At 58.5% G+C, this 25,323-nt stretch carries 21 protein-coding genes; 12 read left to right on the top strand and 9 right to left on the bottom strand.

What is annotated here, in order from left to right; all coding sequences use genetic code 11:
- Position 1: 1 nt before the first annotated feature.
- Together gmhB and ACF8R3_RS19615 are read left to right on the top strand one after the other, a co-directional pair.
- Positions 2-529: a D-glycero-beta-D-manno-heptose 1,7-bisphosphate 7-phosphatase gene (gene gmhB, locus ACF8R3_RS19620; RefSeq protein ID WP_392516034.1), complete on the top strand. Its 528-nt coding sequence runs from the start codon at positions 2-4 to the stop codon at positions 527-529.
- A 47-nt stretch (positions 530-576) separates the two neighbouring features.
- On the top strand, positions 577-1,359 hold the full coding sequence (locus ACF8R3_RS19615) for a 1-acyl-sn-glycerol-3-phosphate acyltransferase (RefSeq protein ID WP_058638765.1): 783 nt from the start codon (positions 577-579) through the stop codon (positions 1,357-1,359).
- A gap of 180 nt (positions 1,360-1,539) precedes the next feature.
- Here the strand turns inward: ACF8R3_RS19615 and ACF8R3_RS19610 are convergent, their stop codons facing one another.
- A complete protein-coding gene (locus ACF8R3_RS19610) occupies positions 1,540-3,159 on the bottom strand; it encodes an MFS transporter (RefSeq protein WP_078477756.1) in 1,620 nt (539 codons plus the stop codon).
- Between the two features lie 93 nt (positions 3,160-3,252).
- Positions 3,253-4,899: a GMC family oxidoreductase gene (locus tag ACF8R3_RS19605; protein WP_058638766.1), complete on the bottom strand. Its 1,647-nt coding sequence runs from the start codon at positions 4,897-4,899 to the stop codon at positions 3,253-3,255.
- Between the two features lie 169 nt (positions 4,900-5,068).
- On the opposite strand from ACF8R3_RS19605, the gene ACF8R3_RS19600 reads away from it, so the two are divergent.
- Positions 5,069-5,956, top strand: coding sequence for a LysR family transcriptional regulator (locus ACF8R3_RS19600; protein WP_027913298.1), 888 nt, complete (start codon positions 5,069-5,071; stop codon positions 5,954-5,956).
- On the opposite strand, the gene ACF8R3_RS19595 is transcribed toward ACF8R3_RS19600, so the two are convergent.
- The 3 genes from ACF8R3_RS19595 to ACF8R3_RS19585 are packed head-to-tail and all read right to left on the bottom strand — an operon-like array spanning position 5,945 to position 8,953.
- Positions 5,945-6,763, bottom strand: coding sequence for a sulfite exporter TauE/SafE family protein (locus tag ACF8R3_RS19595; RefSeq protein WP_392516039.1), 819 nt, complete (start codon positions 6,761-6,763; stop codon positions 5,945-5,947). The genes ACF8R3_RS19600 and ACF8R3_RS19595 overlap by 12 nt on opposite strands.
- A complete protein-coding gene (locus ACF8R3_RS19590; RefSeq protein ID WP_058638767.1) occupies positions 6,760-8,031 on the bottom strand; it encodes an FAD/NAD(P)-binding oxidoreductase in 1,272 nt (423 codons plus the stop codon). Before ACF8R3_RS19590 ends, ACF8R3_RS19595 begins: the two co-directional genes overlap by 4 nt.
- Positions 8,032-8,068: 37 nt before the next feature.
- Positions 8,069-8,953 carry an MBL fold metallo-hydrolase gene (locus ACF8R3_RS19585; RefSeq protein WP_058638768.1) on the bottom strand — a complete coding sequence of 295 codons (885 nt, stop codon included), beginning with the start codon at positions 8,951-8,953 and terminating at the stop codon, positions 8,069-8,071.
- 232 nt (positions 8,954-9,185) lie between these two features.
- Between ACF8R3_RS19585 and ACF8R3_RS19580 the strand changes: the two genes are divergently transcribed.
- Positions 9,186-10,484 (top strand): sigma-54-dependent Fis family transcriptional regulator, encoded by a 1,299-nt coding sequence (locus ACF8R3_RS19580; protein WP_078477752.1) that lies wholly within the window; start codon positions 9,186-9,188, stop codon positions 10,482-10,484.
- 175 nt (positions 10,485-10,659) lie between these two features.
- Complete coding sequence (locus ACF8R3_RS19575; protein ID WP_392516033.1) at positions 10,660-11,397, top strand: SDR family oxidoreductase; 738 nt, start codon at positions 10,660-10,662, stop codon at positions 11,395-11,397.
- A gap of 136 nt (positions 11,398-11,533) precedes the next feature.
- On the opposite strand, the gene gyrB is transcribed toward ACF8R3_RS19575, so the two are convergent.
- The 4 genes from gyrB to dnaA are packed head-to-tail and all read right to left on the bottom strand — an operon-like array spanning position 11,534 to position 17,747.
- Positions 11,534-13,954, bottom strand: a complete 2,421-nt coding sequence (gene gyrB, locus ACF8R3_RS19570; RefSeq protein WP_058638771.1) for a DNA topoisomerase (ATP-hydrolyzing) subunit B — start codon at positions 13,952-13,954, stop codon at positions 11,534-11,536.
- Between the two features lie 4 nt (positions 13,955-13,958).
- Complete coding sequence (gene recF, locus ACF8R3_RS19565) at positions 13,959-15,062, bottom strand: DNA replication/repair protein RecF (protein ID WP_078477750.1); 1,104 nt, start codon at positions 15,060-15,062, stop codon at positions 13,959-13,961.
- A 14-nt stretch (positions 15,063-15,076) separates the two neighbouring features.
- Complete coding sequence (dnaN, locus tag ACF8R3_RS19560; protein ID WP_023532585.1) at positions 15,077-16,180, bottom strand: DNA polymerase III subunit beta; 1,104 nt, start codon at positions 16,178-16,180, stop codon at positions 15,077-15,079.
- Positions 16,181-16,220: 40 nt separating this feature from the next.
- Positions 16,221-17,747 carry a chromosomal replication initiator protein DnaA gene (dnaA, locus tag ACF8R3_RS19555; RefSeq protein WP_392516032.1) on the bottom strand — a complete coding sequence of 509 codons (1,527 nt, stop codon included), beginning with the start codon at positions 17,745-17,747 and terminating at the stop codon, positions 16,221-16,223.
- Positions 17,748-18,345: 598 nt separating this feature from the next.
- On the opposite strand from dnaA, the gene rpmH reads away from it, so the two are divergent.
- From rpmH to rsmG, 7 genes are all read left to right on the top strand, one after another.
- On the top strand, positions 18,346-18,480 hold the full coding sequence (gene rpmH, locus ACF8R3_RS19550; protein ID WP_003253163.1) for a 50S ribosomal protein L34: 135 nt from the start codon (positions 18,346-18,348) through the stop codon (positions 18,478-18,480).
- 13 nt (positions 18,481-18,493) lie between these two features.
- Positions 18,494-18,898 (top strand): ribonuclease P protein component, encoded by a 405-nt coding sequence (gene rnpA, locus ACF8R3_RS19545; protein WP_058603069.1) that lies wholly within the window; start codon positions 18,494-18,496, stop codon positions 18,896-18,898.
- Positions 18,891-19,136: a membrane protein insertion efficiency factor YidD gene (gene yidD, locus ACF8R3_RS19540; RefSeq protein WP_078477749.1), complete on the top strand. Its 246-nt coding sequence runs from the start codon at positions 18,891-18,893 to the stop codon at positions 19,134-19,136. The genes rnpA and yidD overlap by 8 nt, the downstream gene beginning before the upstream one ends.
- Positions 19,137-19,138: 2 nt before the next feature.
- Entirely contained in the window at positions 19,139-20,827 is a 1,689-nt protein-coding gene (yidC, locus tag ACF8R3_RS19535; RefSeq protein ID WP_392516031.1) for a membrane protein insertase YidC, read from the top strand.
- An 86-nt stretch (positions 20,828-20,913) separates the two neighbouring features.
- Positions 20,914-22,284: a tRNA uridine-5-carboxymethylaminomethyl(34) synthesis GTPase MnmE gene (gene mnmE, locus ACF8R3_RS19530; RefSeq protein WP_058638773.1), complete on the top strand. Its 1,371-nt coding sequence runs from the start codon at positions 20,914-20,916 to the stop codon at positions 22,282-22,284.
- 482 nt (positions 22,285-22,766) lie between these two features.
- Complete coding sequence (mnmG, locus tag ACF8R3_RS19525; RefSeq protein WP_058603070.1) at positions 22,767-24,659, top strand: tRNA uridine-5-carboxymethylaminomethyl(34) synthesis enzyme MnmG; 1,893 nt, start codon at positions 22,767-22,769, stop codon at positions 24,657-24,659.
- Complete coding sequence (gene rsmG / locus ACF8R3_RS19520) at positions 24,656-25,306, top strand: 16S rRNA (guanine(527)-N(7))-methyltransferase RsmG (protein WP_058602714.1); 651 nt, start codon at positions 24,656-24,658, stop codon at positions 25,304-25,306. The genes mnmG and rsmG overlap by 4 nt, the downstream gene beginning before the upstream one ends.
- Positions 25,307-25,323: the final 17 nt, after the last annotated feature.

The raw sequence follows: 25,323 nt of genomic DNA, 5'->3' as shown, positions 1-25,323 counted from the left end.
CTTGAAACTGCTGATTCTCGATCGTGACGGGGTCATCAACCAGGACTCCGACGCCTATATCAAGTCGCTGGATGAATGGGTGCCCATCCCTGGCGCCATCGAGGCGATCGCGCAGTTGAGCAAAGCGGGCTGGACGGTGGCCGTGGCCACCAACCAGTCCGGTATCGCCCGTGGTTATTACCCAATCGCGACGCTCGAGGCCATGCATGCGCGCTTGCGCATGCTGGTGGCCGAGCAGGGCGGTGAGGTGGGGCATATCGTGTATTGCCCGCATGGCCCCGATGAAGGCTGCGACTGCCGCAAGCCCAAGCCGGGCCTGTTGCAGGCCATCGCCGAGCATTACCAGGCAAGCCTTGAGGGCGTCTGGTTCGTGGGCGATAGCCAAAGTGACCTACAGGCTGCGCTGGCCGTCGATGCACAACCTGTTCTGGTAAAGACAGGCAAAGGCGAACGCACCCTTGAGAAGGGCGTTCCGGCCTCAACCCTGATCTATGACGATCTGGCTGCCATCGCCAGAGCACTTATCTAAACGGTGCGCCTTTGGGCGCACTTTTCTAAAAGCGGGCAAGTCCCGCAATGGTACGAACCACTATGTCGATCCTGCAGGCGATCAGAGTCTTTCTTTTTTACCTGCTGCTGGGTACCAGTTCGCTGCTCTGGTGCTCGCTGAGCTTCTTCGTTGCGCCATTTCTGTCGTTCCCCAAGCGCTACAGATTCATCAATGTGTACTGGTGCCGCTGCGCTATTTTCCTGGCACGCGTCATCGTAGGCATCGATTACAAGATTACCGGCGCTGAAAACGTGCCAGCCGAGCCTTGCGTGATCTTGTCGAATCACCAGAGCACCTGGGAGACGTTTTTCCTGTCCCAGTATTTCTCGCCGCTCAGCCAAGTGCTCAAGCGTGAACTGCTGTATGTGCCTTTCTTTGGCTGGGCCATGGCCATGCTGCGCCCCATTGCCATCGACCGCGACAACCCCAAGGAAGCCTTGCGCCAGGTGGCCAAGAAGGGCGATGAACTGCTCAAGCAGAAAACCTGGGTCCTGATTTTCCCGGAGGGCACACGCGTACCTTTTGGCACGGTGGGCAAGTTCTCTCGAGGCGGAACGGCGCTGGCGGTAAACGCTGGGCTACCGGTATTACCCATTGCCCACAATGCCGGCAAGTACTGGCCGAAGAATGGCTGGGGCAAGCACGCTGGCACCATCGAAGTGGTGATCGGCGAACCCATGTACGCCAACGGCACAGGCCCTCGCGCCATCGCCGAACTCAATGACCGCGCCCAAGCCTGGAACGAAGCCACCCAACGGGGCCTGGGCTCTCTTGCGCAGGTCGAAGAAAGCACGCAGGCCCAGGCCTGAGCCGCTTGTGGATAACGTGTGAGCAAATTATGGATTAGCTGTTGCGAAAATTAGCTAAGCCTATGAATTTGCTGCATATTTGTTCTTTATTGATTTTTTGGAAAAACGTGCATAAGTTTTTTCACGGCATAAAAAAACCGGCTTTTAGAGCCGGTTTTTTTATGGCTGCGGTTTAGCGAATCACACCTTGTCGATGTCCACATCCTTGGTCTCTTTGAGACAGAAGATGCCCACTACCAGGCTGATGCCTGTGACCAGTACCGGATACCACAACCCGTAGAAAATATCCCCGGTGTAGACCACCAAAGCGAACGATACCGTGGGCAGGAAACCGCCGAACCAGCCATTGCCGATGTGATAGGGCAAGGACATGGAGGTGTACCGGATACGCGTAGGGAACAGCTCGACCATCACGGCAGCCAGCGGTCCATAGGTCATGGTGGCGATCAGGATCATGGCCACAATCAACACCACCACCATCACGCTGTTGACTTGGGCCGGATCAGCCTTGGCGGGGTACCCGGCCTGCTCGACCGCCGCACGCATGGCCGCTTCGTCATAGCCATTGATGGTCTTGTCGCCGATGCTCACGACCACGTCGCTGCCATCAACGCTTACCGAGTTGTAGGGTAAGCCCTGCTTGACCAGGAAGGTCTTTACCTTGTCGCAAGGGCTATCGAAGCGGGCTTTGCCCACAGGGTCGAACTGGAAGGTGCAACCTTTCGGGTCAGCGGTGACGACGATGGGTGCCTGGCGGCTGGCGGTGTCGATCTGCGGGTTGGCGTAGAAGCTAAGGGCCTTGAACAAGGGGAAGTAGAGCACCGTGGCCAACAGCAGGCCCAGCATCAATATCGGTTTGCGCCCAATCCGATCGGACAGCCATCCAAAGAACACGAAAAACGGCGCCCCGATCACCACGCTGATGATCAGCAGGGTGTTGGCCTGGGCCGGGTCCATCTTCAACATCTGGGTCATGAAAAACAGCACGTAGAACTGTGCCGTATAGAAGGTAACAGCCTGGCCCGCATTGATACTGAACAGCGCAGTGAGCACGACCTTCAGGTTTGGCCAAGACGTAAATGACTCACGAATTGGCGACTTGCTGACCTTGCCCTGTGCCTTCATTTTCACGAAAGCCGGTGACTCGTGCATGCTCATCCGAATCCAGGTCGAGATCCCCAACAGCACGATGGACAGCAGAAACGGCAGCCGCCAGCCCCAGGTTTCGAACTGATCACCACTCACGTAACGGCTGCCCAGTACCACCAGCAATGACAGCAACAGACCCAAGGTGGCGGTGGACTGAATGAACCCAGTATGGAACCCCCGCTTGCCAGGTGGTGCATGTTCGGCCACGTAGGTGGCTGCACCGCCGTACTCACCGCCCAGCGCCAGGCCTTGCAGCATGCGCAGCACGACCAGGATGATCGGCGCTGCGATGCCGATGCTGGCATAGGTGGGCAAAAGGCCAACGGCGAACGTGGACAGTCCCATCAGCACGATGGTGATGAGAAAGGTGTACTTGCGCCCGATCATGTCCCCCAGGCGGCCGAACACCAGCGCGCCAAACGGTCGCACCAGAAAGCCCGCGGCAAACGCCATCAGTGCAAAAATGAACGCGGTGGTGTCGTTGACGCCCGCGAAAAACTGCTTGCTGATCACGGCAGCCAGGGCGCCGTAGAGGAAAAAGTCGTACCACTCGAAAACCGTACCGAGCGATGACGCGAAGATGATCTTGCGTTCTTCACGACGACTGGGGCGGCTGGCGGCCGCATCCTGCTCTTGGATGTAATCCGACATCGTTGCTGTCCTCGGCCCGCAGGCCACAGTGATTATTCTTGTTGTTCCACTGCCGACAGCGTCCGACTACGCGCTGTCGTATTGCACACCCGGTCAGGGTGTTGGTACTGCATCCTGGTTGAGGAAGGTCGTAGTGGCTACTCCTTTCAAAATAAGCTGCGCCGCCTTCTCGGCGATCATCAGGGTAGGTGAACAGGTATTGCCCGACGTGATCTGGGGCATGATCGATGCGTCTGCCACGCGAAGGCCTGGGATGCCATGAACACGAAGCTGGTCATCGACCACATCCATAGGGCCATTGCCCATGCGGCAGGTCCCTACGGGATGGAAGATCGTCGTGCCTATCTTGCCCGCCGCTTCGTGCAGCTGTTCTTCGGTCTGCAGGGCAGGCCCTGGCAGATATTCCTTGGGCGCAAAGGCGGCAAGGGCAGGGGCCTGCACAATGCGCCGGGTGAGACGAATGGCGTCGGCGGCGACGCGCAGGTCCTGGGGGTCGCTGAGGTAATTGGGGTCGATCAAGGGCGCGCTGTGCATGTCTGCACTGCGAATATCGATACGTCCACGGCTCAGTGGCCGCAAATTGCACACCGAAGCCGTGAAGGCTGGAAACTGATGCAACGGCTCGCCAAAACGCTCCAGTGACAGAGGCTGCACGTGGTACTGCAAGTTCGCAGTGGCCTGGTCGGGGCTTGAACGCACGAATGCGCCCAGCTGGCTCGGGGCCATGGCCAGCGGACCGCTGCGATCGTACAGGTAGCGCAGGCCCATGCCCATCTTCCCCCACAGGCTATTGGCCATCTGGTTGAGGGTACGTGCGTTGCCGATCTGGTAGATCAGCCGTAGTTGCAAGTGATCCTGCAGGTTGCTACCCACACCCGGTACGGAATGGCGCACCCCGATACCCAAGCCCTCCAGCAACTGCTGTGGACCAATGCCCGAGCGTTGCAGGATGCCGGGCGAGCCTACTGCACCTGCACACAGCACAATCTCTCGTCGCGCCGAGAACTCGTGCCAGCTGCCCTGCCAATAGGCTTTAACTGCGCGAGCACGCGTGTTGCTGAGCAGCACCTGGTCCACCTGCACATCGGTCAGGACACTCAGGTTAGGGCGGTGTTTGATGGGGCGCAAAAAGGCTTTGGATGCGTTCCAGCGAACACCACTGCGCTGGTTGACCTGAAAATATCCACAGCCTTCGTTGTCACCCGTATTGAAGTCATCGACCTTGGTAATACCCGTCTGCTCGGCTGCATCGCGGAAAGCGTCGAGGATCGGCCAGCTGTAGCGTTGGCGCTCTACACGCCATTCACCGCTACTACCATGGTGTTCGCTGGCACCGCCATGGTGGCTTTCGCTTTGCTTGAACAGCGGCAACACGTCTTTCCAGGCCCAGCCCCGGTTGCCTAGGCTAGCCCAGTGATCGTAGTCAGCTGCCTGGCCACGCATGTAAATCATGCCATTGATCGAAGAGCACCCGCCCAGGACCTTGCCACGAGGGTAACCCAGCGATCGACCTTGCAGCCCAGGCTGGGCCTCGGTCTTGAAGCACCAGTCCGTGCGCGGGTTACCGATGCAGTACAGGTAGCCCACTGGCACGTGAATCCAAGGGTAGTTATCCCGCCCACCGGCTTCGAGCAGCAGCACCCGGCATGACGGGTCGGCAGACAACCGGTTTGCCAGCAAGCAGCCAGCGGGGCCGGCACCCACGATCACATAGTCGTAGGCAGAATCGACTGATGACATAGAGGACCTCAGGGCCTGTTTTTGTTCTTGTCCCCAACCAGCTTAGTGAGTAATTTCGCGGAAGAAACACGCGATTTCGCGCACCCGTTGTGCGTTTAAGCACAGCGACGCCTCGTGGAGCGTCGGCACCTATCACCTGGGTGTTCGATACAGATATGCAAGGACCAGCATGTTCGATTGGAATGATTTGCGGTTTTTCCTGGAGTTGCAGCGCAGCGGGCGCTTGTTGACGGCCGCCAAGCGTCTGGAGACGACCCACAGCACCGTTGCGCGTCACATCGAGCGTATCGAGCAGAGCCTGGGCACTGCGTTGTTCGTTCAGCATGCGCAGGGGTATGAGCTGACGCCGTCTGGTCAGGCACTGCTCAAACATGCCGAAGCCATGGAGAACACCGCCTTGCTGGCGCAGGAGGAAATCACCCAGGCCATCACGCCGCTGGGCAAGATCCGCCTCGGCGTCACGGAGGGGATCGGCATCATGTTCTTCACGCCACGGATGAATGAGCTGTTCGAGCGCTACCCTGGCCTGGAAGTGGAGTTGGTTGCGGTGCCGCGTTTCGTCAGCATCCTCAACCGTGAAGCGGAAATCAGCATTCACCTGGAAAGGCCAAGTGCAGACTTGCTGATCACCCGCAAGCTGACCGACTACCGGCTGGCCCTCTATGCCAGCGCAGCGTACCTGGAGCGTGCCGCGCCATTGCGCAACCGCGAAGACCTGGCGCGGCACAGTTGGATCGGCTACGTGGACGACTTGCTGTTCAGTCAGGAGCTGCTGTTTCTCAACAGCTTCTGCCGATCGCCGAACGTGGTATTTCGCAGTACCAGCGTGATTGCCCAGCAAGCGGCGGCGCGTGCTGGGCTGGGTATCGCCGTGCTACCCAACTACATGGCGCGGCACGACCCAACGCTGGTTAGGGTGCTGCCGGGGGAAACCATCCAGCGCAGTTATTGGATCTGCACCCGGCGCGAACTGCATAAATCCGTGCGCCTGCGCGTGGTATGGGATTACCTGCTGAACCTGTGTGCCGCCGAGCAGGATGCGCTGCTAGCCCCCTAGCGCTCTGCTGATCAACAACGCCGCTGCGGCCCAGCCTGCGATGGCGAACAGTTGTTGCAGGCGGGGGCCCTCCAGCCTTGCCGCCAGTGGCCGGGCTACCAGCAGGCCCAGTACCGCACCTAGCGCAAATGGCGCACCCACCTGCCAGCGCATGCTCCCTGCAAGGGTGGCGGTAGCGACACTGCCCAAGGCGACTAGCGCGATGACTGCCAGGGAGGTAGAGACGATGCTGACCATACGCAAGTTGGTGTAGCGCCGCAGGGCAGGGACGATGACAAAGCCGCCGCCCACCCCCAGCAGGCCTGACAGCAACCCCGACAGCGCCCCGGTGCCGGCAAGCGCCCGAGCGCACGGAAGCGTCCAGCGTAACCGGCCCTGCAGAGGGTTGAGTACACAGGGCTCGATGAAGCGATGTGCACCTGAGTCTGCGCCATTCAATTGCTGACGAGCCTTCAACCAGGTGCGCATGCACGCGTAGATCAGGATGCCCGCAAACATCAGTTGCAGCGGTGCGTTGGGCAAGCGGTGCGCGAGCATCAGCCCCAGGGGCGTGAACACGATGCCCACTGCTGCGATGAACAGGGCCGCACGGTAGCGCACCACGCCCTGGCGCAAGCCCAAGCCGGCACCCACCGCGGCCGACAGCCCCACAGCCAGCAAACCGATCGGGGCGGCCTGCGCCATCGAAAGTCCCAGGCCGAACACCAGCAACGGAACCGCAAGGATGCCGCCACCGGCACCGGTCAGTGCCAAGACCGCGCCGATGATCGTGCCTAGGCCTGTACTGAGCCACGCCTGATTGATCACTGGGCTGCCTCGGTCGTGCTTGCTACCGGCTTGGCCAGCCATTCACGGCCCTTGAGCATGCCTTGCCAGTACAAGGGTGGTAGCAGGCGAGCTTTGAGCAGCCAGGCCAGCCGTGTGGGTTTGCGGCCGTCAAGGAGCCATTGGGGAAAGCTCGGCTTGAGCGCGCCACCATAGCCAAACTCGGCCAGCACGATCTTGCCGCGCTCGACCGTCAGTGGGCAGGACCCGTAGCCATCATAGTGCGCCAGGCCCGTGCGTCGGCCCAGGGCCACCAATACATTGTTGGCCACCACCGGCGCTTGCTTGCGTGCAGCGGCTGCCGTCTTCGCGTTGCTGGCATTGATCACGTCCCCAAGGGCGTGCACATGGGCGAAGGTACGATGGCGCAGGGTCGCGGGATCCACATCCACCCAGCCAGCGCCATCGGCGAGGCAGCTGTGACGAATGAAGTCGGGGGCGACCTGCGGCGGTACCACATGCAGCATGTCGAACGGCTCGGTGCGAAGGTGCTGAGTGCCATCCGCAAACGTATGGGCGAACACAGCCTGCTGCTTCGGTCCATCCACCGCGATCAGCCGATGGCCGAAGTTGAGGTCTACCGAGTACTTGTCGATATACGCCATCAAGGCAGGCACATAGGCCGGCACCCCGAACAAGGCATTGCCGGCATTGAAAAAGCTGGCTCGTACGGTGCCCAGTCGGCCCTGGCGCAGCCAGTGGTCGCACGAAAGGTACAGCGCTTTTTGCGGTGCGCCAGCGCATTTGATGGGCATGGGCGGCTGGCAGAACACGGCGCGGCCTTGCCTGAGGCCTTGCACCAACTCCCAGGTATAGGGCGCCAGGTCATAGCGGTAATTGGACGTGACGCCATGCTCGCCCAGGGTATCGGCCAGCCCATCGATGGCCGTCCAATCCAGCTTCAATCCGGGGCAGACCACCAGCTGTTCATAGGTGAAAGCCCTGCCATCTGCCAGCAGGACCTTGCGACAATGTGCATCGAACCCTTGCACCTGTGACTTGATCCAGCGCACCGCGCGAGGGATGACGGACGACATCGGCCGAGCCGTGCTCGGGGCATCGAAGACCCCAGCACCGACCATGGTCCAGCCGGGTTGGTAGTAATGGACCTCGGCGGGGTCTATCAGGGCAATGTCCAGCGAGCGGTCGCGCTTGAGGAGGCTGGACGCCGTCGCAATGCCAGCAGCACCGGCGCCTATGATGATGATCTGGTGATGAAAGGCTGGGACGGAAGAGGGCACGGCGGGCATGGTTGATCCTGACTGTCTGGTTATGGGATGTGCCTGACTACAGCGAATTGAGGGGAATCTTCAGGTAGCGCACCCCATTGGCTTCAGGCGCTGGGAACTGGCCGCTGCGCATGTTCACCTGGACGGCGGGCAGGATCAGGACAGGCATGTCCAGCGTTCGATCACGCGCTTGGCGCATGGCAACGAAGCTGTCTTCGTCGATACCCTGGTGGATGTGAATGTTCTGAGTGCGCTGCTCGGCCACGGTGGTCATGTACCGCAGCTCGCGCCCTTCGGGCAGGTAGTCGTGGCACATGAACAGCCGGGTGCCATCTCCAAGGGCCAGGAGGCGGTGGATCGACCGATACAGGGTCCGAGCATCGGCGCCAGGGAAGTCGCATCGCGCAGTACCGTAGTCCGGCATGAACAGCGTGTCGCCGACGAAGACTGCCGACTCGCCTTCATGCTCGATGAGGTAGCTCATGCAGGCAGGCGTATGCCCAGGGGTATGCAGGGCTTGAGCCTGCAGATTGCCTATCTGGAAAATGTCTCCATCGTCGAACAGGACGTCGAACTGGCTGCCATCACGGGCGAAGCCAGGTTCAGCGTTGAACAAACTGCCGAAGACTTTCTGGACCTGGGTGATGCAAGCGCCGATTGCAATGCGGCCTCCCAGCTTGTCTTTGAGGTAGGCAGCAGCGGACAGGTGATCTGCATGCACATGGGTTTCCAATATCCACTGCACCTGGGCGCCAAGCGCTTTCACGCGTTCGATCAGGCAATCTGCAGAGGCTGTGGTCACGCGCCCAGCCTTCGGGTCGTAATCCAGAACGCTGTCGATCAAGGCGCAAGCACGCGTTTCGCCATCCATGACCAGGTAGCTGATGGTTGAGGTGGCGCTGTCGAAGAACGCTTCCACGTGAAAGTTATTGCCAATGATCATTCAAGTCTCCCATTCGGCTCCCCCTCGTTGGCTGCATTTTTCCAGAGGGCGCCATACCTATCCCCATCAAGATGCATGCCACCCCACTGATACTCGCCTGGAGCCCAGAATTGGCGGAGTGACAGGCAAATGGCAGCTTCGTTGGCAGTGAACAGTGGCAGTCAGGTGTCAGTCGATGGCAGCAGCTGGCAGTCCTTGCTACCCTCGAACTCGTTATCCGACTGGTGCCGTCATGTCCGAACCTCACCCTTCCGTGCTTGCCTTGGTGTCTTTCCTGGAGCACGACGTACTGCCCGCCATCGTGCTGGACACCGACTACAACATTCTGGCCGCCAACGCCGCTTATCGACGTCAGTTCGGCCAGGACCAGCAGGCGCCGCTTGGGCAGAAATGTCACAAGGTCTCACACCATTACCACGTTCCCTGCGACCAGGCCGGCGAGGACTGCCCGATGCGCAAGGCCTGGTCCAGCAAGGTGCCCGAGCGTGTGCTGCATGTGCATCACACCCCACGCGGGCCGGAACATGTGGATGTCGAACTTCGGCCGATCCTGGATGAGCAGGGCAGGGTGATTGCTTTCGTCGAACGGCTCACCCGTATCGTCATCGCATCTGCCCAGCCTCAGGAACAGGGCCTAGTGGGCCAGGCACCTGCATTCAAGGCGGCATTGGCCAGCTTGCAACGCGCGGCGCCGGCTGACATCCCTGTCTTGCTCCAGGGTGAGTCCGGCACCGGCAAGGAACTGTTCGCGCGCGCATTGCACATGGGCAGCCCCAGAGCCGATGGGCCCTTGGTCGTGGTCGATTGCACCAGCCTGACGGAGGCGCTTTTCGAAAGCGAACTGTTCGGTTATGAGAAGGGCGCATTCACCGGTGCGCACCAGCGCAAGACCGGCCTGGCGGAAGCTGCCCATGGCGGTACGCTGTTCCTGGACGAGATAGGTGAGGTGCCCTTGGCCATGCAGGTCAAGCTGTTGCGCTTGATCGAAACCGGCAGCTTCCGGCCAGTAGGTAGCCTGCGCACCGTGCATTCGGACTTCAGACTGGTGTCGGCAACCCATAAACCCTTGAGGCAGATGGTGGCCGACGGGACGTTCAGGGAGGACCTGTACTATCGGATCAGTGGTTTCCCCATCCGCATGCCTGCACTGCGCGAGCGTAGCGAGGATTTGCCTCTGTTGATCCAAAGCCTGCTGAAAAGAATCGCAGGGCCCAGCGCGCCCACGCTCGGTGATGCAGCACTTGATCAACTGAGGATGTATCCGTTTCCGGGGAACATCCGCGAGCTACGCAACATCCTGGAGCGGGCACGTCTGTTTGCCGATGAAGGCGTCATTGAGCCGGAACACTTGCCAGAAGACGTGGTGTCGCTACCTGCCGAAGTGCGCGCCTACGCAAGTCGACCGGCAGATCTCATACAGGTGCTCAGTCATTTCAAGGGGTCGCGCAGTGAGCTGGCCAAGCAGTTGGGTATCAGCGAACGTACGTTGTATCGGCGCTTGAAAGCAGCGGGCATTGCCGACGTACATTGACGCCCTGCACGCAAGCCGAACCCGGGGCATTGCTCGCCCTCGTCGCACGTCGCTCTTGCAGAATCATGCAAGCGATTGGCAGAAATCGCATAACCCGTACCACCTCATGCCTCCTAATCTTGGGTTCACCCGCTGCCATCAAGGTGGCTTTTCCAAGCTGAAGCAGGAGCGACATATGGACGGTATTCAAGGCAAAGTCGTCGTCATCACCGGGGCCAGCAGCGGTATCGGTGAAGCAACAGCCCGCTTGCTCGCAAGCAAAGGCGCCAGCGTAGTGCTGGGTGCCCGTCGCATTGATCGCCTACATGCGGTCGCCAACGAGCTTCGCTTGGCGGGAGGTACAGCCGATGTACAGGCGCTGGATGTCACGCGCTTGGACAGCATGCAGTCCTTCGTTGATTTCGCCATGTCGCTGCACGGTCGCATTGACGTCCTCATCAATAACGCTGGGGTCATGCCGCTTTCAAAACTCGAAGCACTCAAGGTCCAAGAGTGGGACCAGATGATTGACGTGAACATTCGAGGCGTGCTGCATGGCATCGCCGCGGCGCTTCCAGTAATGCAGCGACAGCGTGCAGGGCAGATCATCAATATCGCATCCATTGGCGCCTATACGGTTAGCCCAACCGCTGCGGTGTACTGCGCCACCAAATATGCAGTACGTGCGATTTCTGAAGGTCTGCGTCAGGAAGTAGGGGGCGACATTCGGGTGACGCTGATCGCGCCAGGCGTCACCGAGTCGGAGCTGGCCGATAGCATTTCAGATGCAGGCGGCCGAGCGGAGATGCAGGCGTTTCGCAAGGTCGCAATACCTGCTTCAGCCATCGCTCAAGCGATAGCGTATGCGGTTGCGCAACCGGCAGAGGTGGATGTCAGTGAACTGATCGTGCGACCCACGGCAAGTCCGTTCTGAGCTTTACCCTTGAGCCGATGGGGGTGAGCTTGCCTACCCAAAGATCGGGAAATAAAAAGCCCGCTGGCGCGGGCTTGATGATGACCGGTTAAACTCGAATTTCGAAGCTACCCGGTCATGTGACGGTCGAGGCTAATCAGAAGTCCAGGTTGGAAACCGACAGTGCATTGCTTTCGATGAAGTCACGGCGCGGTTCAACGGCATCACCCATCAGGGTGTTGAAGATCTGGTCAGCCGCGATTGCATCTTCAATCGTGACCTTCAGCATCCGGCGCACTGTTGGGTCCATGGTGGTTTCCCACAGCTGATCCGGGTTCATCTCGCCCAACCCTTTATAGCGCTGGATGGTATGGCGCTTGGTGGTCTCGTTCATCAACCAGTCCAGGCCCTCCTTGAACTCGACGATGGCTTTGCGACGCTCGCCACGCTGCACATAAGCGCCTTCGCCCAACAGGCTGGACAGCTTGGCACCTACGTTGACTACGGTGCGGTAGTCGTTGCTGCCGAAGAAGTCACGGTTGAACGTGATGTAACTGGCAAGCCCGTGGGAGGTAATTTCCACCTCAGGCAGCCATACGTTACGTTCCTTGTCTTCACGCAGGCTGGCCTTGTAGACCAGGCCCGATTTCTGGGTCGAATTCAGGCGCTCGTGCAACTGGTTCTTCCAGGCTTCCATCACGGCATGATCACCCAGCTGCTCGAGGGTGACTTCAGGCAGATAGATAAAGTGCTCGGTTAGCTCCTGCGGGTACAAGCGCGACAGACGCTTGAGGGTCTTCATCACACCGCGGAACTCGTTGACCAGGGCTTCCAGTTGCACGCCGGATACCGGTGGCGCGGACTCGTCCAGGTGCAGGCTGGCGTCTTCCAGGGCCGATTGGGTCATGTACTCTTCCATGGCCTCATCGTCCTTGATGTACTGCTCCTGCTTGCCGCGCTTGACCTTGTACAGCGGTGGCTGGGCGATGTAAATGTAACCGCGCTCGACCAGCTCCGGCAATTGGCGGAAGAAGAAGGTCAGCAGCAACGTACGAATGTGCGAACCGTCAACGTCAGCATCGGTCATGATGATGATGTTGTGATACCGCAGTTTTTCGATGTTGTACTCTTCCCGACCAATGCCGCAGCCCAACGCAGTGATCAATGTCCCCACTTCCTGGGACGAGATCATCTTGTCGAACCGAGCTTTCTCCACGTTCAGGATCTTGCCTTTGAGCGGCAGAATGGCCTGGGTCCGACGGTTACGCCCCTGCTTCGCAGAGCCGCCTGCGGAGTCACCCTCGACCAGATAGAGTTCAGATAGGGCAGGGTCCTTCTCCTGGCAGTCAGCCAGCTTGCCTGGCAAGCCCGCGATATCCAGTGCACCCTTACGGCGGGTCATCTCACGCGCTTTGCGGGCAGCTTCACGAGCACGCGCAGCATCGATCATTTTCCCGACGACAGCCTTGGCTTCGTTCGGGTTTTCCAACAGGAAATCGGAGAAGTACCTGTTCATCTCCTGCTCGACAGCGGTTTTCACTTCCGACGAAACCAGCTTGTCTTTAGTCTGCGAGCTGAACTTGGGATCGGGCACCTTGACCGAAATGATTGCAGTCAGGCCTTCACGGGCGTCGTCCCCGGTGGTCGAAACCTTGTTCTTCTTTGCCAGGCCTTCTTGCTCGATGTAGCTGTTCAGGCTGCGGGTTAACGAAGAACGGAAGCCTACCAAGTGCGTACCGCCATCACGCTGCGGGATGTTGTTGGTAAAGCACAGCAGGTTCTCGTTGAAGCTGTCGTTCCACTGGAGAGCAACTTCTACGCCCACACCGTCTTCACGCTGCACGCTAAAGTGGAACACCTGAGCGTTTACCGGCGTCTTGTTGGTATTCAAGTACTCGACGAACGCCCGCAGGCCGCCTTCGTATTTGAAGAACTCTTCCTTACCACTTCGCTCGTCTTTCAGCAGAATGCCAACGCCCGAGTTCAGGAAAGACAGTTCACGAATTCGCTTGGCCAGGATGTCCCAACTGAAGTGAATATTCTTGAATGTCTCAGCGGACGGCTTGAAGTGAATATGAGTACCGGTCGTCTCGCTCTCGCCAACGATCGCCATCGGCGCCTGAGGCACACCATGGACATACGTCTGCTCCCAGATCTTGCCGCTGCGACGTACCGTCAGTATCAATTGCTCGGACAATGCGTTGACGACCGAAACACCTACCCCGTGCAATCCACCGGATACCTTGTAGGAGTTGTCATCGAACTTACCGCCTGCGTGCAGCACCGTCATGATGACTTCTGCTGCCGACACGCCTTCTTCTTTATGCACATCGACCGGAATGCCACGGCCGTTGTCACGCACGCTGATGGATTCATCAGGGTGGATAATTACTGTGATGTCGTCGCAATGGCCGGCCAGGGCTTCGTCGATGGAGTTGTCGACCACCTCGAATACCATGTGGTGCAGGCCGCTACCATCATCGGTGTCGCCAATGTACATGCCGGGACGCTTGCGCACGGCATCCAAACCTTTTAGCACCTTGATGCTGGAGGAGTCGTACGTCTGATTTTCGCTCATGCCTTCACTCCCGATGGTCGTGGGTCTGGGTGATACGGCCCTGTTCCACGTGGAACAAAGCAACCGGCGTTTCCGTCTGCCAGCCTTCCCTCAATAATTCATGATCTACACAGGTGATGAATACCTGGCAGCGTAATTCTTCAAGCAAGCGACACAGTGCACGGCGATGTTGCTCATCGAGCTCCGATGGCAAATCGTCCACGAGATAAATGCAGTGGCCGCGTCGCGCTTGGCCAACCAAATGACCTTGAGCTATCCGCAATGCGCATACCACCAGCTTTTGTTGGCCACGGGACAGGATGTCTGCTGCGTTGTTTGCAGCTAATCGAAGTCGCAAATCTGCCCGTTGCGGACCCGCCTGCGTGTGTCCCATCTGTTGGTCACGGAGAATAGAAGCAGCCAACACATCCTGCAGTTCACGGTCTTTGTCCCAGCCTCGGTAATAGCTCAAGGTCAGACCGTCGAGTTCAAGCAACTCGCTCAGGGTCTTTTCGAATACAGGCTTCAGGGCCTTGATATATTCGCGGCGGTACTCATCTATTTCGGCGCTGGCCAAGCACAACTCTCGGTCCCAAGCGGCTTGCGAAGCTGGGTCAAGTGTACCATGCCGCAACCATGAGTTCCGCTGCCGGAGGGCCTTCTGCAGGCGCTGCCACGCAGGCATGAAACGGGGTTCCACGTGGAACACACCCCAATCCAGGAACTGCCGCCTGATTTTTGGGGCACCTTCCAGTAGCCGAAAGCTATCTGGGTTGATGAGCTGCAATGGAAGCAATTCAGCAAGTTGTGCCGCGCTACGCGCATTCTGCCCATCGATCCTGATGGTGAAATCACCCTGACGTTCGCGAGACACCCCGAGGTTGCAGTTACCTCCTTCGGCGAGGAGCACCTCTCCGAATACCGTACAAGACGCTTGCTCATACTGGATCACCGGGTTCAAGCGCGTACTGCGAAAGGATCGAGCCAGACCGAGCAAATGAACGGCTTCGAGAAGACTTGTCTTGCCGCTCCCGTTATCGCCATAGAGCACGTTGATACGCGGGGAGGGGGAGAGCGTCACCGGGTGCAGATTTCGCACCCCGGTGACGATGATACGTCTAAGTGACATTGGGCCTGCTTTGCTTACAGCCGCATCGGCATGACAACGTACGAAGAGTCGTCATTGCCTGCCTCCTGCAGCAATGCACTGCTATTGGAGTCTGACAAAATCAGGCGTACCTGCTCAGTAGTCATCACGCCCAGCACATCCAGCAGATAACTAACGTTGAAACCAATCTCAAGCGAGCTGCCGTCGTAATCGACGCTGATTTCTTCCTCAGCCTCTTCCTGCTCGGGGTTATTGGCTTGGATCTTCAACTGGCCGGCAGCAAGCAACAAACGAATCCCGCGGTACTTTTCGTTGGACAGGATAGCGGTGCGGCTGAATGCCTCGCGCAAAGCTTGGCGATCGCCGATTACCAGTTTGTCACCACCCTTGGGCAGCACGCGCTCGTAGTCGGGGAATTTCCCGTCGACGAGCTTGGAAGTGAATGTGAATTCACCTGTCGTTGCGCGGATATGGTGCTGGCCAAGCACGATGCTAACCATGCCTTCAGGCTCGGTCAGCAAGCGAGCAAGCTCAAGAATACCTTTGCGCGGCACGATTACCTGGTGGCGGTCGTCCTGTTCGATCGGTGCACTCATCGAGCACAAGGCCAGGCGATGACCATCCGTGGAAACGGCGCGCAGGGTATTTCGCGAAACCTCCAGCAGCATACCGTTAAGGTAGTAACGGACGTCTTGCTGGGCCATGGCGAAGCTGGTGCGCTCGATCAATCGACGCAGTTTGCTCTGCTCCAGATTGCACGTGAGCGAGCCAGGGCCTTCTTCAACGGTCGGGAAATCATTGGCAGGCAATGTCGACAGTGTGAAGCGGCTACGCCCGGCCTTGACCAGGAGTTTCTGCTCATCGAGCTTGATGTCGATCAGCACGTCGCTGGGCAGGCTTTTGCAAATGTCCATCAACTTGCGGGCTGGGACAGTGATCTCGCCAGGCTCGGCAGGTTCTTCCAGTTGCACACGGCCAACCAGTTCAACCTCAAGGTCGGTACCGGTCAGCGACAGTTGCTGGCCTTGTACGACCAGCAAAACATTGGAAAGCACCGGCAACGTCTGCCGGCGCTCGACGACACCTGCCACCAGTTGCAGAGGTTTGAGCAAGGCTTCGCGTTGAATGGTGAAATGCATGGTCTTGTCCCTTGCCTTCATATGGCTGCGCTGACGCCCCTCAGGTCGTCAGCGTGCGCAGCAGGTTCTTGTAGTCCTCGCGGATATCCGCGTCGGATTCTTTCAGTTCATTGATCTTGCGGCAGGCATGCAACACAGTCGTATGGTCGCGCCCACCAAACATGTCGCCGATTTCTGGCAAGCTGTGGTTGGTCAACTCCTTGGAGAGCGCCATCGCCACCTGGCGTGGACGTGCCACCGAACGGGACCGGCGTTTGGACAACAGATCAGAGATCTTGATCTTGTAGTACTCGGCCACCGTACGCTGGATGTTATCCACACTCACCAGCTTGTCTTGCAATGCCAGAAGGTCCTTCAGGGATTCGCGGATCAATTCGATGGTGATGTCGCGCCCCATGAAGTGCGAATGAGCAATCACTCGCTTCAGGGCGCCCTCGAGCTCACGCACGTTCGACCGAATACGCTGAGCGATGAAGAAGGCGGCATCGTGCGGCAGCTCCACCTTGGCCTGATCGGCCTTTTTCATCAGGATCGCGACGCGCGTTTCCAGTTCCGGCGGCTCTACGGCCACCGTGAGGCCCCAGCCAAAGCGCGATTTAAGGCGTTCCTCGAGCCCTTCGATTTCCTTGGGATACCGATCGGAGGTGAGAATCACCTGCTGGCCACCTTCAAGCAATGCGTTGAAGGTGTGGAAAAACTCTTCCTGTGAACGCTCCTTGCGCGCGAAAAACTGAATGTCATCAATGAGCAACGCATCGACCGAGCGGTAGAAGCGCTTGAACTCGTTGATCGCATTGAGCTGAAGTGCCTTGACCATATCGGCGACGAAGCGCTCGGAATGCAGGTACACCACCTTGGCATTCGGGTTTTTTCTAAGCAGGTGGTTACCCACGGCATGCATGAGGTGGGTTTTACCCAGGCCCACACCGCCATAAAGGAACAATGGGTTGTAACCGTGCTTGGGGTTGTCGGCAACTTGCCAGGCGGCAGCACGGGCCAGCTGGTTCGACTTGCCTTCCACAAAGGTGTCGAACGTGAATGTGCGGTTCAGGTAGCTGGTGTGCTTGAGGGCACCCTCTACCTGTACCGTGCGCTGCTCCGTCCTACCCGTGGGGGCCTGAGCAGGTTCGGCCATGGCATCGAAGCTATCCCTAGAAGAAGGCTCGACCACATCGTTGGCGTTTGCAGGCGCGGGGTCAAGTGTCGCCGTTGGAGCAGGCTCGGACGGCGTGACGGCGGGGGCCTTGGGCGTCGTTTGAACCAGGGAGGCTGCAACAGCCGCGCTTACCGGGGCATTAGGTGCTGCACGGGGCGCAGAGCTGCGCCGGCTGCCAATAAGCAGCGACAACGCGGGGGCTATGCCCGTGCCTTTTTCTCCCAAAAGCTCAAGCAAACGCCCCAGGTACTTTTCATTGACCCAATCGAGAACGAAACGGTTAGGCGCATAGACGCGCAACTCGTCGCCTTCGGCTTCGACCTGTAACGGACGGATCCAGGTGTTGAATTGCTGGGCAGGCAGTTCATCGCGCAGAAGCTCCACGCACTGCTGCCAAAGTTCCACTGACACGGATATCCCCTGAGCTTGAAAGCCACGAAGGCTGAAACAAACGGCCATTGTACCGGGCACGCGCTCAGTTATCCACATGCAGACACGTCGGCATTCATGGCAAACCAGCCACTAAATAACCGAAACACCACTTATACACTGTGCATAAGCCTTGTGCATAACTAGGCCTGAAGGCTATGCACAACCCTATGAATCGCCCTGTGTATAACCTGCCTGTGCATAAAACCCATACTTATACACAGCTTAAATTCAAGCCTGCAACAGCTGTAGCACGGCTTTCAAACAGGGTTTAAAAATGCTGTACATCTCTGAATTCAAGGCCTGCAGCAGGTTATCCACAGAAAGTTATCCACTTAAGAGTATTAAGATCTTCAAAGAAGCTTTTTATATGTCTTTCTTATTTTTCATGTTGAGCGGTGTTGCCTTACCGAGCTCCATATAAGTGTCCGTGCCGCTAGCCCAGGCCTACGCCCGTTCATCCCACACCTAAAGGAAAGGTTGGTTGGAAATTGACCTATGGGCTTGCTTTCTCTAGAATCGCCGGTCTCTTAAAAGGGGGCCATCCCGGCCCGTCGTCGACAAACCCAGGTAACACGCCATGAAACGTACTTTCCAACCAAGCACCATCAAGCGCGCGCGCACTCACGGTTTCCGTGCCCGTATGGCTACCAAGAACGGCCGCGCTGTTCTGTCGCGTCGTCGTGCCAAAGGCCGTAAGCGTCTGGCCATTTGATTTTTCGGCACAGGTGGTGAGTCAGGACTTCAGTCGGGAAAAGCGACTGCTTACACCCCGGCATTTCAAAGCGGTCTTCGACTCCCCAACCGGCAAGGTTCCAGGGAAAAACCTGCTGATCCTTGCTCGCGAGAACGGTCTGGATCACCCGCGCCTAGGCCTGGTGATTGGCAAGAAAAGCGTCAAGCTCGCCGTTCAACGCAACCGCCTCAAGCGCTTGATGCGCGATTCCTTTCGTCTGAACCAGCATTCACTTGCCGGGTTGGATATCGTGATCGTCGCGCGCAAGGGATTGGGTGAGATAGAAAACCCGGAATTGCACCAACACTTCGGCAAACTCTGGAAACGCCTGGCGCGCAGCCGACCGGCACCAGCAGTCTCCGCCGATTGCGCAGGGGTAAGCAGCCAAGATGCGTAAACTGGCACTCGTTCCGATCCAGTTTTACCGTTATGCCATTAGTCCTCTGATGGCCAGCCACTGCCGTTTCTACCCCAGTTGCTCTTGTTACGCCTACGAAGCCATCGAAAACCACGGTCTCTGGCGTGGTGGATGGCTAGCCGTTCGTCGCCTGGGGCGTTGTCATCCGTGGAACGACGGCGGTTTCGACCCCGTTCCACCCGCTCCTTCCTCCCGAACTTCTTCGATAGCCGAGTAATCATGGATATTAAACGCACGATCCTGATCGTCGCCCTGGCAATCGTGTCCTACGTCATGGTCCTTAAATGGAACCAGGACTACGGCCAGGCTGCCCTGCCGACTCAGAATACTGCTGCCAGCACGAACAACCCTGGTTTGCCCGATGGCGTACCTGCCGGCAATGCCGGTGCTGGTGCCAGCGCCGATGTGCCAAGCGCCACTGCTGAAACCCGCACTGCCGATCTGGCACCCGTGGCTGACAGCAAGGATCTGATCCGGGTCAAGACCGATGTGCTGGACTTGGCTATCGATCCGGTAGGTGGTGACGTCGTCCAACTGAACCTGCCGCTGTATCCACGCCGTCAGGACCATCCGGATATCCCGTTCCAGCTGTTCGACAACGGTGCAGAGCGCGTCTATCTCGCGCAAAGCGGGTTGACCGGTGCCAACGGTCCAGATGCCCGTTCGACCGGTCGCCCCCTCTACGCTGCTGATCAGAAGCGTTATCAGTTGGCCGATGGTCAGGACCAGTTGGTGGTAGACCTGAAGTTCAGCGACAACGGGGTCAACTACATCAAGCGCTTCAGCTTCAAGCGCGGCGAGTATGACCTGAACGTCAGCTACCTGATCGACAACCAGAGCAGCCAGGCCTGGAGCGGCAACATGTTCGCCCAGCTCAAGCGCGATGCCAGTTCCGATCCGTCGTCGAGCACTGCCACCGGCACCGCGACCTACTTGGGTGCGGCCCTGTGGACACCTTCGGAGCCCTACAAAAAGGTCTCGATGAAGGACATCGACAAAGGTAGTTTGAAAGAAAATGTGTCCGGCGGTTGGGTAGCATGGCTTCAGCACTACTTCGTGACCGCATGGATCCCGGCCAAGTCTGACAACAATGTGGTGCAAACCCGCAAGGACAGCCAGGGCAACTACATCATCGGCTACACCGGCCCGGCTATCAGCGTACCTGCGGGCGGCAAGGCCGAAACCAGCGCCATGTTGTATGCCGGTCCCAAGATCCAGTCCAAGCTCAAGGAGTTGTCCCCAGGCCTGGAGCTGACCGTCGACTACGGTTTCCTGTGGTTCATCGCACAGCCGATCTTCTGGCTCCTGCAACATATCCACAGCCTGCTGGGTAACTGGGGCTGGTCGATCATCGTGCTGACCATGCTCATCAAGGGCCTGTTCTTCCCGCTGTCCGCTGCCAGCTACCGTTCCATGGCACGTATGCGTGCTGTTTCGCCCAAGCTCGCAGCGCTCAAGGAACGCTTTGGCGATGATCGCCAGAAGATGTCCCAGGCGATGATGGAGCTGTACAAGAAAGAGAAAATCAACCCGCTGGGCGGTTGCTTGCCAATCCTGGTCCAGATGCCAGTATTCCTGGCCCTCTACTGGGTACTGCTGGAAAGCGTCGAGATGCGTCAGGCACCTTGGATGCTGTGGATTACCGACCTGTCGATCAAGGATCCGTTCTTCATCCTGCCGATCATCATGGGCGCTACCATGTTCATTCAGCAGCGCCTGAACCCGACCCCGCCGGATCCGATGCAGGCCAAGGTGATGAAAATGATGCCGATCATCTTCACCTTCTTCTTCCTGTGGTTCCCAGCCGGTCTGGTGCTGTACTGGGTTGTGAACAACTGCCTGTCCATCACGCAGCAGTGGTACATCACGCGCAGCATCGAGGCCGCCAACAAGAAAGCGGCTGCCTGACGGGCTGCTACGCTAGCTTGTGAATAAAACGCCCCCTCGTGGGGCGTTTTTGCTATCTGTCGTATTTGTCGTAGAGGCTCCCCAGCATGAATACTGTGCGTGAAACCATTGCCGCCATCGCAACTGCCCAAGGCCGCGGCGGCGTAGGCATCGTGAGGTTGTCAGGACCACTGGCTGCCCAGGCGGGCCAGTGGATAACCGGCCGCAGCCTGCAACCGCGTCATGCTCATTACGGCCCATTCCGCGACGAGGAGGGGGTGGTACTGGATGAAGGTATCGCGCTGTTCTTTCCGGGGCCCAACTCATTCACCGGTGAAGATGTACTTGAGTTGCAAGGCCATGGCGGCCCCGTGGTCCTGGATATGCTGCTACAGCGCTGTGTACAACTGGGGTGTCGCCTGGCCAGGCCAGGGGAGTTCAGCGAGCGGGCATTTCTCAATGACAAGCTTGACCTGGCTCAAGCCGAGGCCATCGCCGACTTGATCGAAGCCAGCTCCAGCCAGGCAGCGCGAAATGCACTGCGATCGCTGCAGGGCGAATTTTCCAGACATGTCCACAGCCTCACCGAAGCGTTGATCGCGCTGCGCATCTACGTGGAGGCCGCCATTGATTTTCCCGAGGAAGAAATCGACTTCCTGGCCGATGGCCACGTGCTGTCGATGCTCGATGCCGTGAGGGATCATTTATCCACAGTGCTGCGTGAGGCGGGCCAAGGGGCTTTGCTGCGTGATGGCATGACAGTGGTCATCGCTGGGCGACCCAATGCAGGCAAGTCGAGTCTGCTCAACCAGCTAGCGGGACGTGAAGCGGCGATCGTAACGGATATCGCCGGCACGACCCGGGACACCCTGCGCGAACATATCCACATCGACGGCATGCCGCTTCACGTGGTGGACACAGCTGGGCTACGTTCAACAGATGATCATGTGGAAAAGATCGGTGTCGAGCGAGCGCTACAAGCGATAGGCGAGGCAGACCGGATATTGCTGGTTGTGGACTCCACAGCCCCTGAAGCTGACGATCCCTTTGCTTTATGGCCCGAGTTTCTGGACCAGCGTCCGGATCCAGCACGGGTAACCCTGATACGCAATAAAGCGGATCTGAGTGGGGAGCCAGTAGCGCTGCACCAGGGTGAAGATGGACAAGCCACCATCACGCTGAGCGCCAAAGGAGAGGGTGGGGGGCTGCAGCTGTTGCGCGACCATCTCAAGGCCTGCATGGGCTATGAACAAACCGCCGAGAGTGGTTTCAGCGCCCGTCGACGGCACCTGGATGCCTTGCGCCAGGCCAGTGAGCACCTTGAGCACGGTCGTGCGCAGCTGACCCTCGCAGGTGCAGGTGAATTACTGGCAGAGGACTTGCGTCAGGCGCAGCAGGTGCTTGGGGAAATCACCGGGGCCTTCAGTTCCGACGACTTGTTGGGGCGGATTTTCTCGAGTTTCTGCATCGGCAAGTAACAAACAACCTGGTCCCGGACCAGCCAACCGCCCTTTAGGGGCGGTTTTTTTTGGCTTGAAATAAGCCTCCAGCGAAGGGACAGCCAGGAACGGTAGCCGCTAAGCCCTGTGGAAAACCCTATCTGAGCTCCGTTGATAAGCGCTAATTTTTCTTGAGGATAAATCGCCCTGTGGGTAACCCTGCATTTCATCCACAGGCTATTCCCTGTTATCCAAAAGGCTCAGCGGGGTTAAAGCACAGGGTTCAGGATCTCTGTACAACACGCGTTTCCTGGTCTTGAAGACCTTATCCACAGATATCGCTGTGCATAAGAATAAACATAAAAACAAAGCTTTTATAAATCTATCTTCGTTGATTTCTGTTGTGTGCCATTCATCCACAGCCTGATCAAAATTTGCTCAGACGGTTTCAATGAGGGGGGTGATGTCCCTATACTTGTCGGCTTACCTTTTCTATTTGCACAACAGGCACGAGGTGCGTGGTGGATTTCCCTTCCCGTTTTGAAGTGATCGTCATCGGCGGCGGCCATGCCGGTACCGAGGCTGCGCTTGCGTCTGCACGCATGGGTGTCAAAACCCTGCTGCTGACCCACAACGTGGAAACCCTCGGGCACATGAGTTGCAACCCTGCCATTGGTGGCATCGGCAAAAGCCATCTGGTCAAGGAAATCGATGCCCTGGGCGGCGCCATGGCGCTGGCCACCGACAAGAGTGGCATTCAGTTTCGCGTGTTGAATAACCGCAAGGGCCCAGCCGTTCGCGCCACGCGTGCACAGGCTGACCGCGCCATCTACAAGGCGGTTGTGCGTGAGATTTTGGAAAACCAGCCCAACCTGTGGATATTTCAGCAGTCCTGTGACGACCTGATCGTTGAACAGGATGAAGTCAAAGGCGTGGTCACCCAGATGGGGCTGCGGTTCTTTGCAAACTCGGTCGTGCTCACCACCGGCACCTTCCTGGGCGGCCTGATCCATATTGGTATGCAGAACCACTCGGGAGGACGCGCAGGGGATCCGCCCTCCATCGCGTTGGCGCATCGCATGCGTGAATTGCCGCTACGCGTCGGCCGCCTGAAGACAGGTACGCCGCCTCGTATCGACGGTCGCTCCGTGGATTTCTCGGTCATGACCGAGCAGCCCGGCGATACGCCTATCCCGGTGATGTCGTTCATGGGCAATGCGGGCATGCATCCGCGCCAGGTGAGCTGCTATATCACTCACACCAACGCCCGGACACATGACATCATCGCTTCGAACCTTGACCGTTCGCCCATGTACTCGGGGGTCATCGAAGGGGTAGGGCCACGTTACTGCCCGTCGATCGAAGACAAGATCCACCGCTTTGCGGACAAGGAAAGCCACCAGGTATTCATCGAGCCTGAAGGCCTGACCACTCACGAGCTCTACCCCAACGGTATTTCCACTTCGCTGCCCTTCGATGTGCAGCTGGAGTTGGTGCGCTCGATCCGGGGCATGGAAAACGCGCATATCGTCCGCCCAGGCTACGCCATCGAATATGACTACTTCGATCCGCGCGACTTGAAGTACAGCCTGGAAACCAAAGTCATTGGTGGTCTTTTCTTCGCTGGCCAGATCAACGGCACCACCGGTTACGAAGAAGCCGGTGCGCAAGGCCTGTTGGCCGGGACCAACGCCGCACTGCGCGCTCAGGGCCGCGAGGCCTGGTGTCCGCGGCGCGATGAAGCCTACATCGGCGTGCTGGTCGACGACTTGATCACCTTGGGCACTCAAGAACCGTATCGCATGTTCACATCCCGGGCCGAATACCGGTTGATCCTGCGGGAGGACAACGCCGACCTGCGTCTCACAGAAAAAGGGCGAGCGCTGGGGTTGATCGACGACGAGCGCTGGGCCGCCTTCTGCACCAAGCGCGACGGTATCGAAAAAGAAGAGCAGCGGCTGAAATCGACCTGGATAAGGCCCAACACCGAGCAAGGCCAAGCCGTTGTGGACAAGTTTGGTACGCCATTGAGCCACGAGTACAGCCTGCTGAACCTGCTGGCACGACCCGAAATCGACTATGCAGGGTTAATGGCGGCTACCGGCGGTGAGTCGATCGATCCACAGGTCGCCGAGCAGGTCGAGATTCGCACCAAATACGCGGGTTACATCGACCGTCAGCAGGACGAAATCGCGCGGCTGCGCGCCAGTGAGGACACGCGCCTGCCTGTGGATATCGAGTACGCCACGATTTCGGGGCTGTCCAAAGAGATTCAGGGCAAGCTCAGCCAGACCCGTCCCGAAACCCTGGGGCAGGCCTCGCGCATTCCAGGCGTGACGCCGGCGGCCATTTCCCTGTTGCTCATCCACCTGAAAAAACGCGGTGCAGGCCGCGAGCTGGAGCAAAGCGTTTGAGTTCCCTGGTTACCTCCCAACATGCCGAAGAGTTGTCCACAGGTGCCCGCCAGTTGGCTGTGCCCCTGAGCCCTGAACACCATGAAAAACTGCTGGGCTACCTGGCCCTGTTGATCAAGTGGAACAAGGCCTACAACCTCACCGCCGTCCGGGATCCGGATGAAATGGTTTCGCGTCACCTGCTCGACAGCCTCAGCGTGATGCCGTTTATCCACAGCGAGCGCAGTAACTGGCTGGATGTCGGCAGCGGCGGAGGCATGCCAGGTGTGCCCATGGCTATCCTGCATCCCCACAAGCGGATCACCGTACTGGATGCCAATGGCAAGAAGACGCGCTTTCTGACCCAGGTGAAAATGGAGCTCAAGCTGGACAACCTTACGGTTATCCACAGCAGGGTCGAGGGGTACACGCCGGCCCAGCCGTTCGACGGCATCATCTCCCGCGCTTTCAGCAGCATGGAGAATTTCACCAACTGGACCCGCCACCTGGGCGACACCGGGACGCAGTGGCTTGCAATGAAGGGGCTGCATCCTGCCGATGAACTGGTAGCATTGCCCGCAGACTTCACAGTGGAAAGCGAGCAGGCCCTGACCGTTCCGGGTTGCCAGGGCCAACGTCATCTGCTGATACTGCGCCGCAAGGCTTGATTGGGAACAGACGCATC

Origin of the sequence: Pseudomonas sp. FYR_7, from assembly GCF_043106155.1 — a bacterium.
Classification (GTDB): domain Bacteria; phylum Pseudomonadota; class Gammaproteobacteria; order Pseudomonadales; family Pseudomonadaceae; genus Aquipseudomonas; species Aquipseudomonas parafulva_B.
Note: the sequence above shows the minus strand (reverse complement) of the source record. Positions and strands in the feature narration are given on the sequence as shown.

Excerpts from the sequence above, each read along its gene's own strand:
- ACF8R3_RS19615 (WP_058638765.1), top strand. The coding sequence starts at position 577 with ATGGTACGAACCACTATGTCGATCCTGCAGGCGATCAGAGTCTTTCTT.
- ACF8R3_RS19610 (WP_078477756.1), bottom strand. The coding sequence starts at position 3,159 with ATGTCGGATTACATCCAAGAGCAGGATGCGGCCGCCAGCCGCCCCAGT.
- ACF8R3_RS19605 (WP_058638766.1), bottom strand. The coding sequence starts at position 4,899 with ATGTCATCAGTCGATTCTGCCTACGACTATGTGATCGTGGGTGCCGGC.
- ACF8R3_RS19600 (WP_027913298.1), top strand. The coding sequence starts at position 5,069 with ATGTTCGATTGGAATGATTTGCGGTTTTTCCTGGAGTTGCAGCGCAGC.
- ACF8R3_RS19590 (WP_058638767.1), bottom strand. The coding sequence starts at position 8,031 with ATGCCCGCCGTGCCCTCTTCCGTCCCAGCCTTTCATCACCAGATCATC.
- ACF8R3_RS19585 (WP_058638768.1), bottom strand. The coding sequence starts at position 8,953 with ATGATCATTGGCAATAACTTTCACGTGGAAGCGTTCTTCGACAGCGCC.
- ACF8R3_RS19580 (WP_078477752.1), top strand. The coding sequence starts at position 9,186 with ATGTCCGAACCTCACCCTTCCGTGCTTGCCTTGGTGTCTTTCCTGGAG.
- ACF8R3_RS19575 (WP_392516033.1), top strand. The coding sequence starts at position 10,660 with ATGGACGGTATTCAAGGCAAAGTCGTCGTCATCACCGGGGCCAGCAGC.
- gyrB (WP_058638771.1), bottom strand. The coding sequence starts at position 13,954 with ATGAGCGAAAATCAGACGTACGACTCCTCCAGCATCAAGGTGCTAAAA.
- recF (WP_078477750.1), bottom strand. The coding sequence starts at position 15,062 with ATGTCACTTAGACGTATCATCGTCACCGGGGTGCGAAATCTGCACCCG.
- dnaN (WP_023532585.1), bottom strand. The coding sequence starts at position 16,180 with ATGCATTTCACCATTCAACGCGAAGCCTTGCTCAAACCTCTGCAACTG.
- rpmH (WP_003253163.1), top strand. The coding sequence starts at position 18,346 with ATGAAACGTACTTTCCAACCAAGCACCATCAAGCGCGCGCGCACTCAC.
- yidD (WP_078477749.1), top strand. The coding sequence starts at position 18,891 with ATGCGTAAACTGGCACTCGTTCCGATCCAGTTTTACCGTTATGCCATT.
- yidC (WP_392516031.1), top strand. The coding sequence starts at position 19,139 with ATGGATATTAAACGCACGATCCTGATCGTCGCCCTGGCAATCGTGTCC.
- mnmE (WP_058638773.1), top strand. The coding sequence starts at position 20,914 with ATGAATACTGTGCGTGAAACCATTGCCGCCATCGCAACTGCCCAAGGC.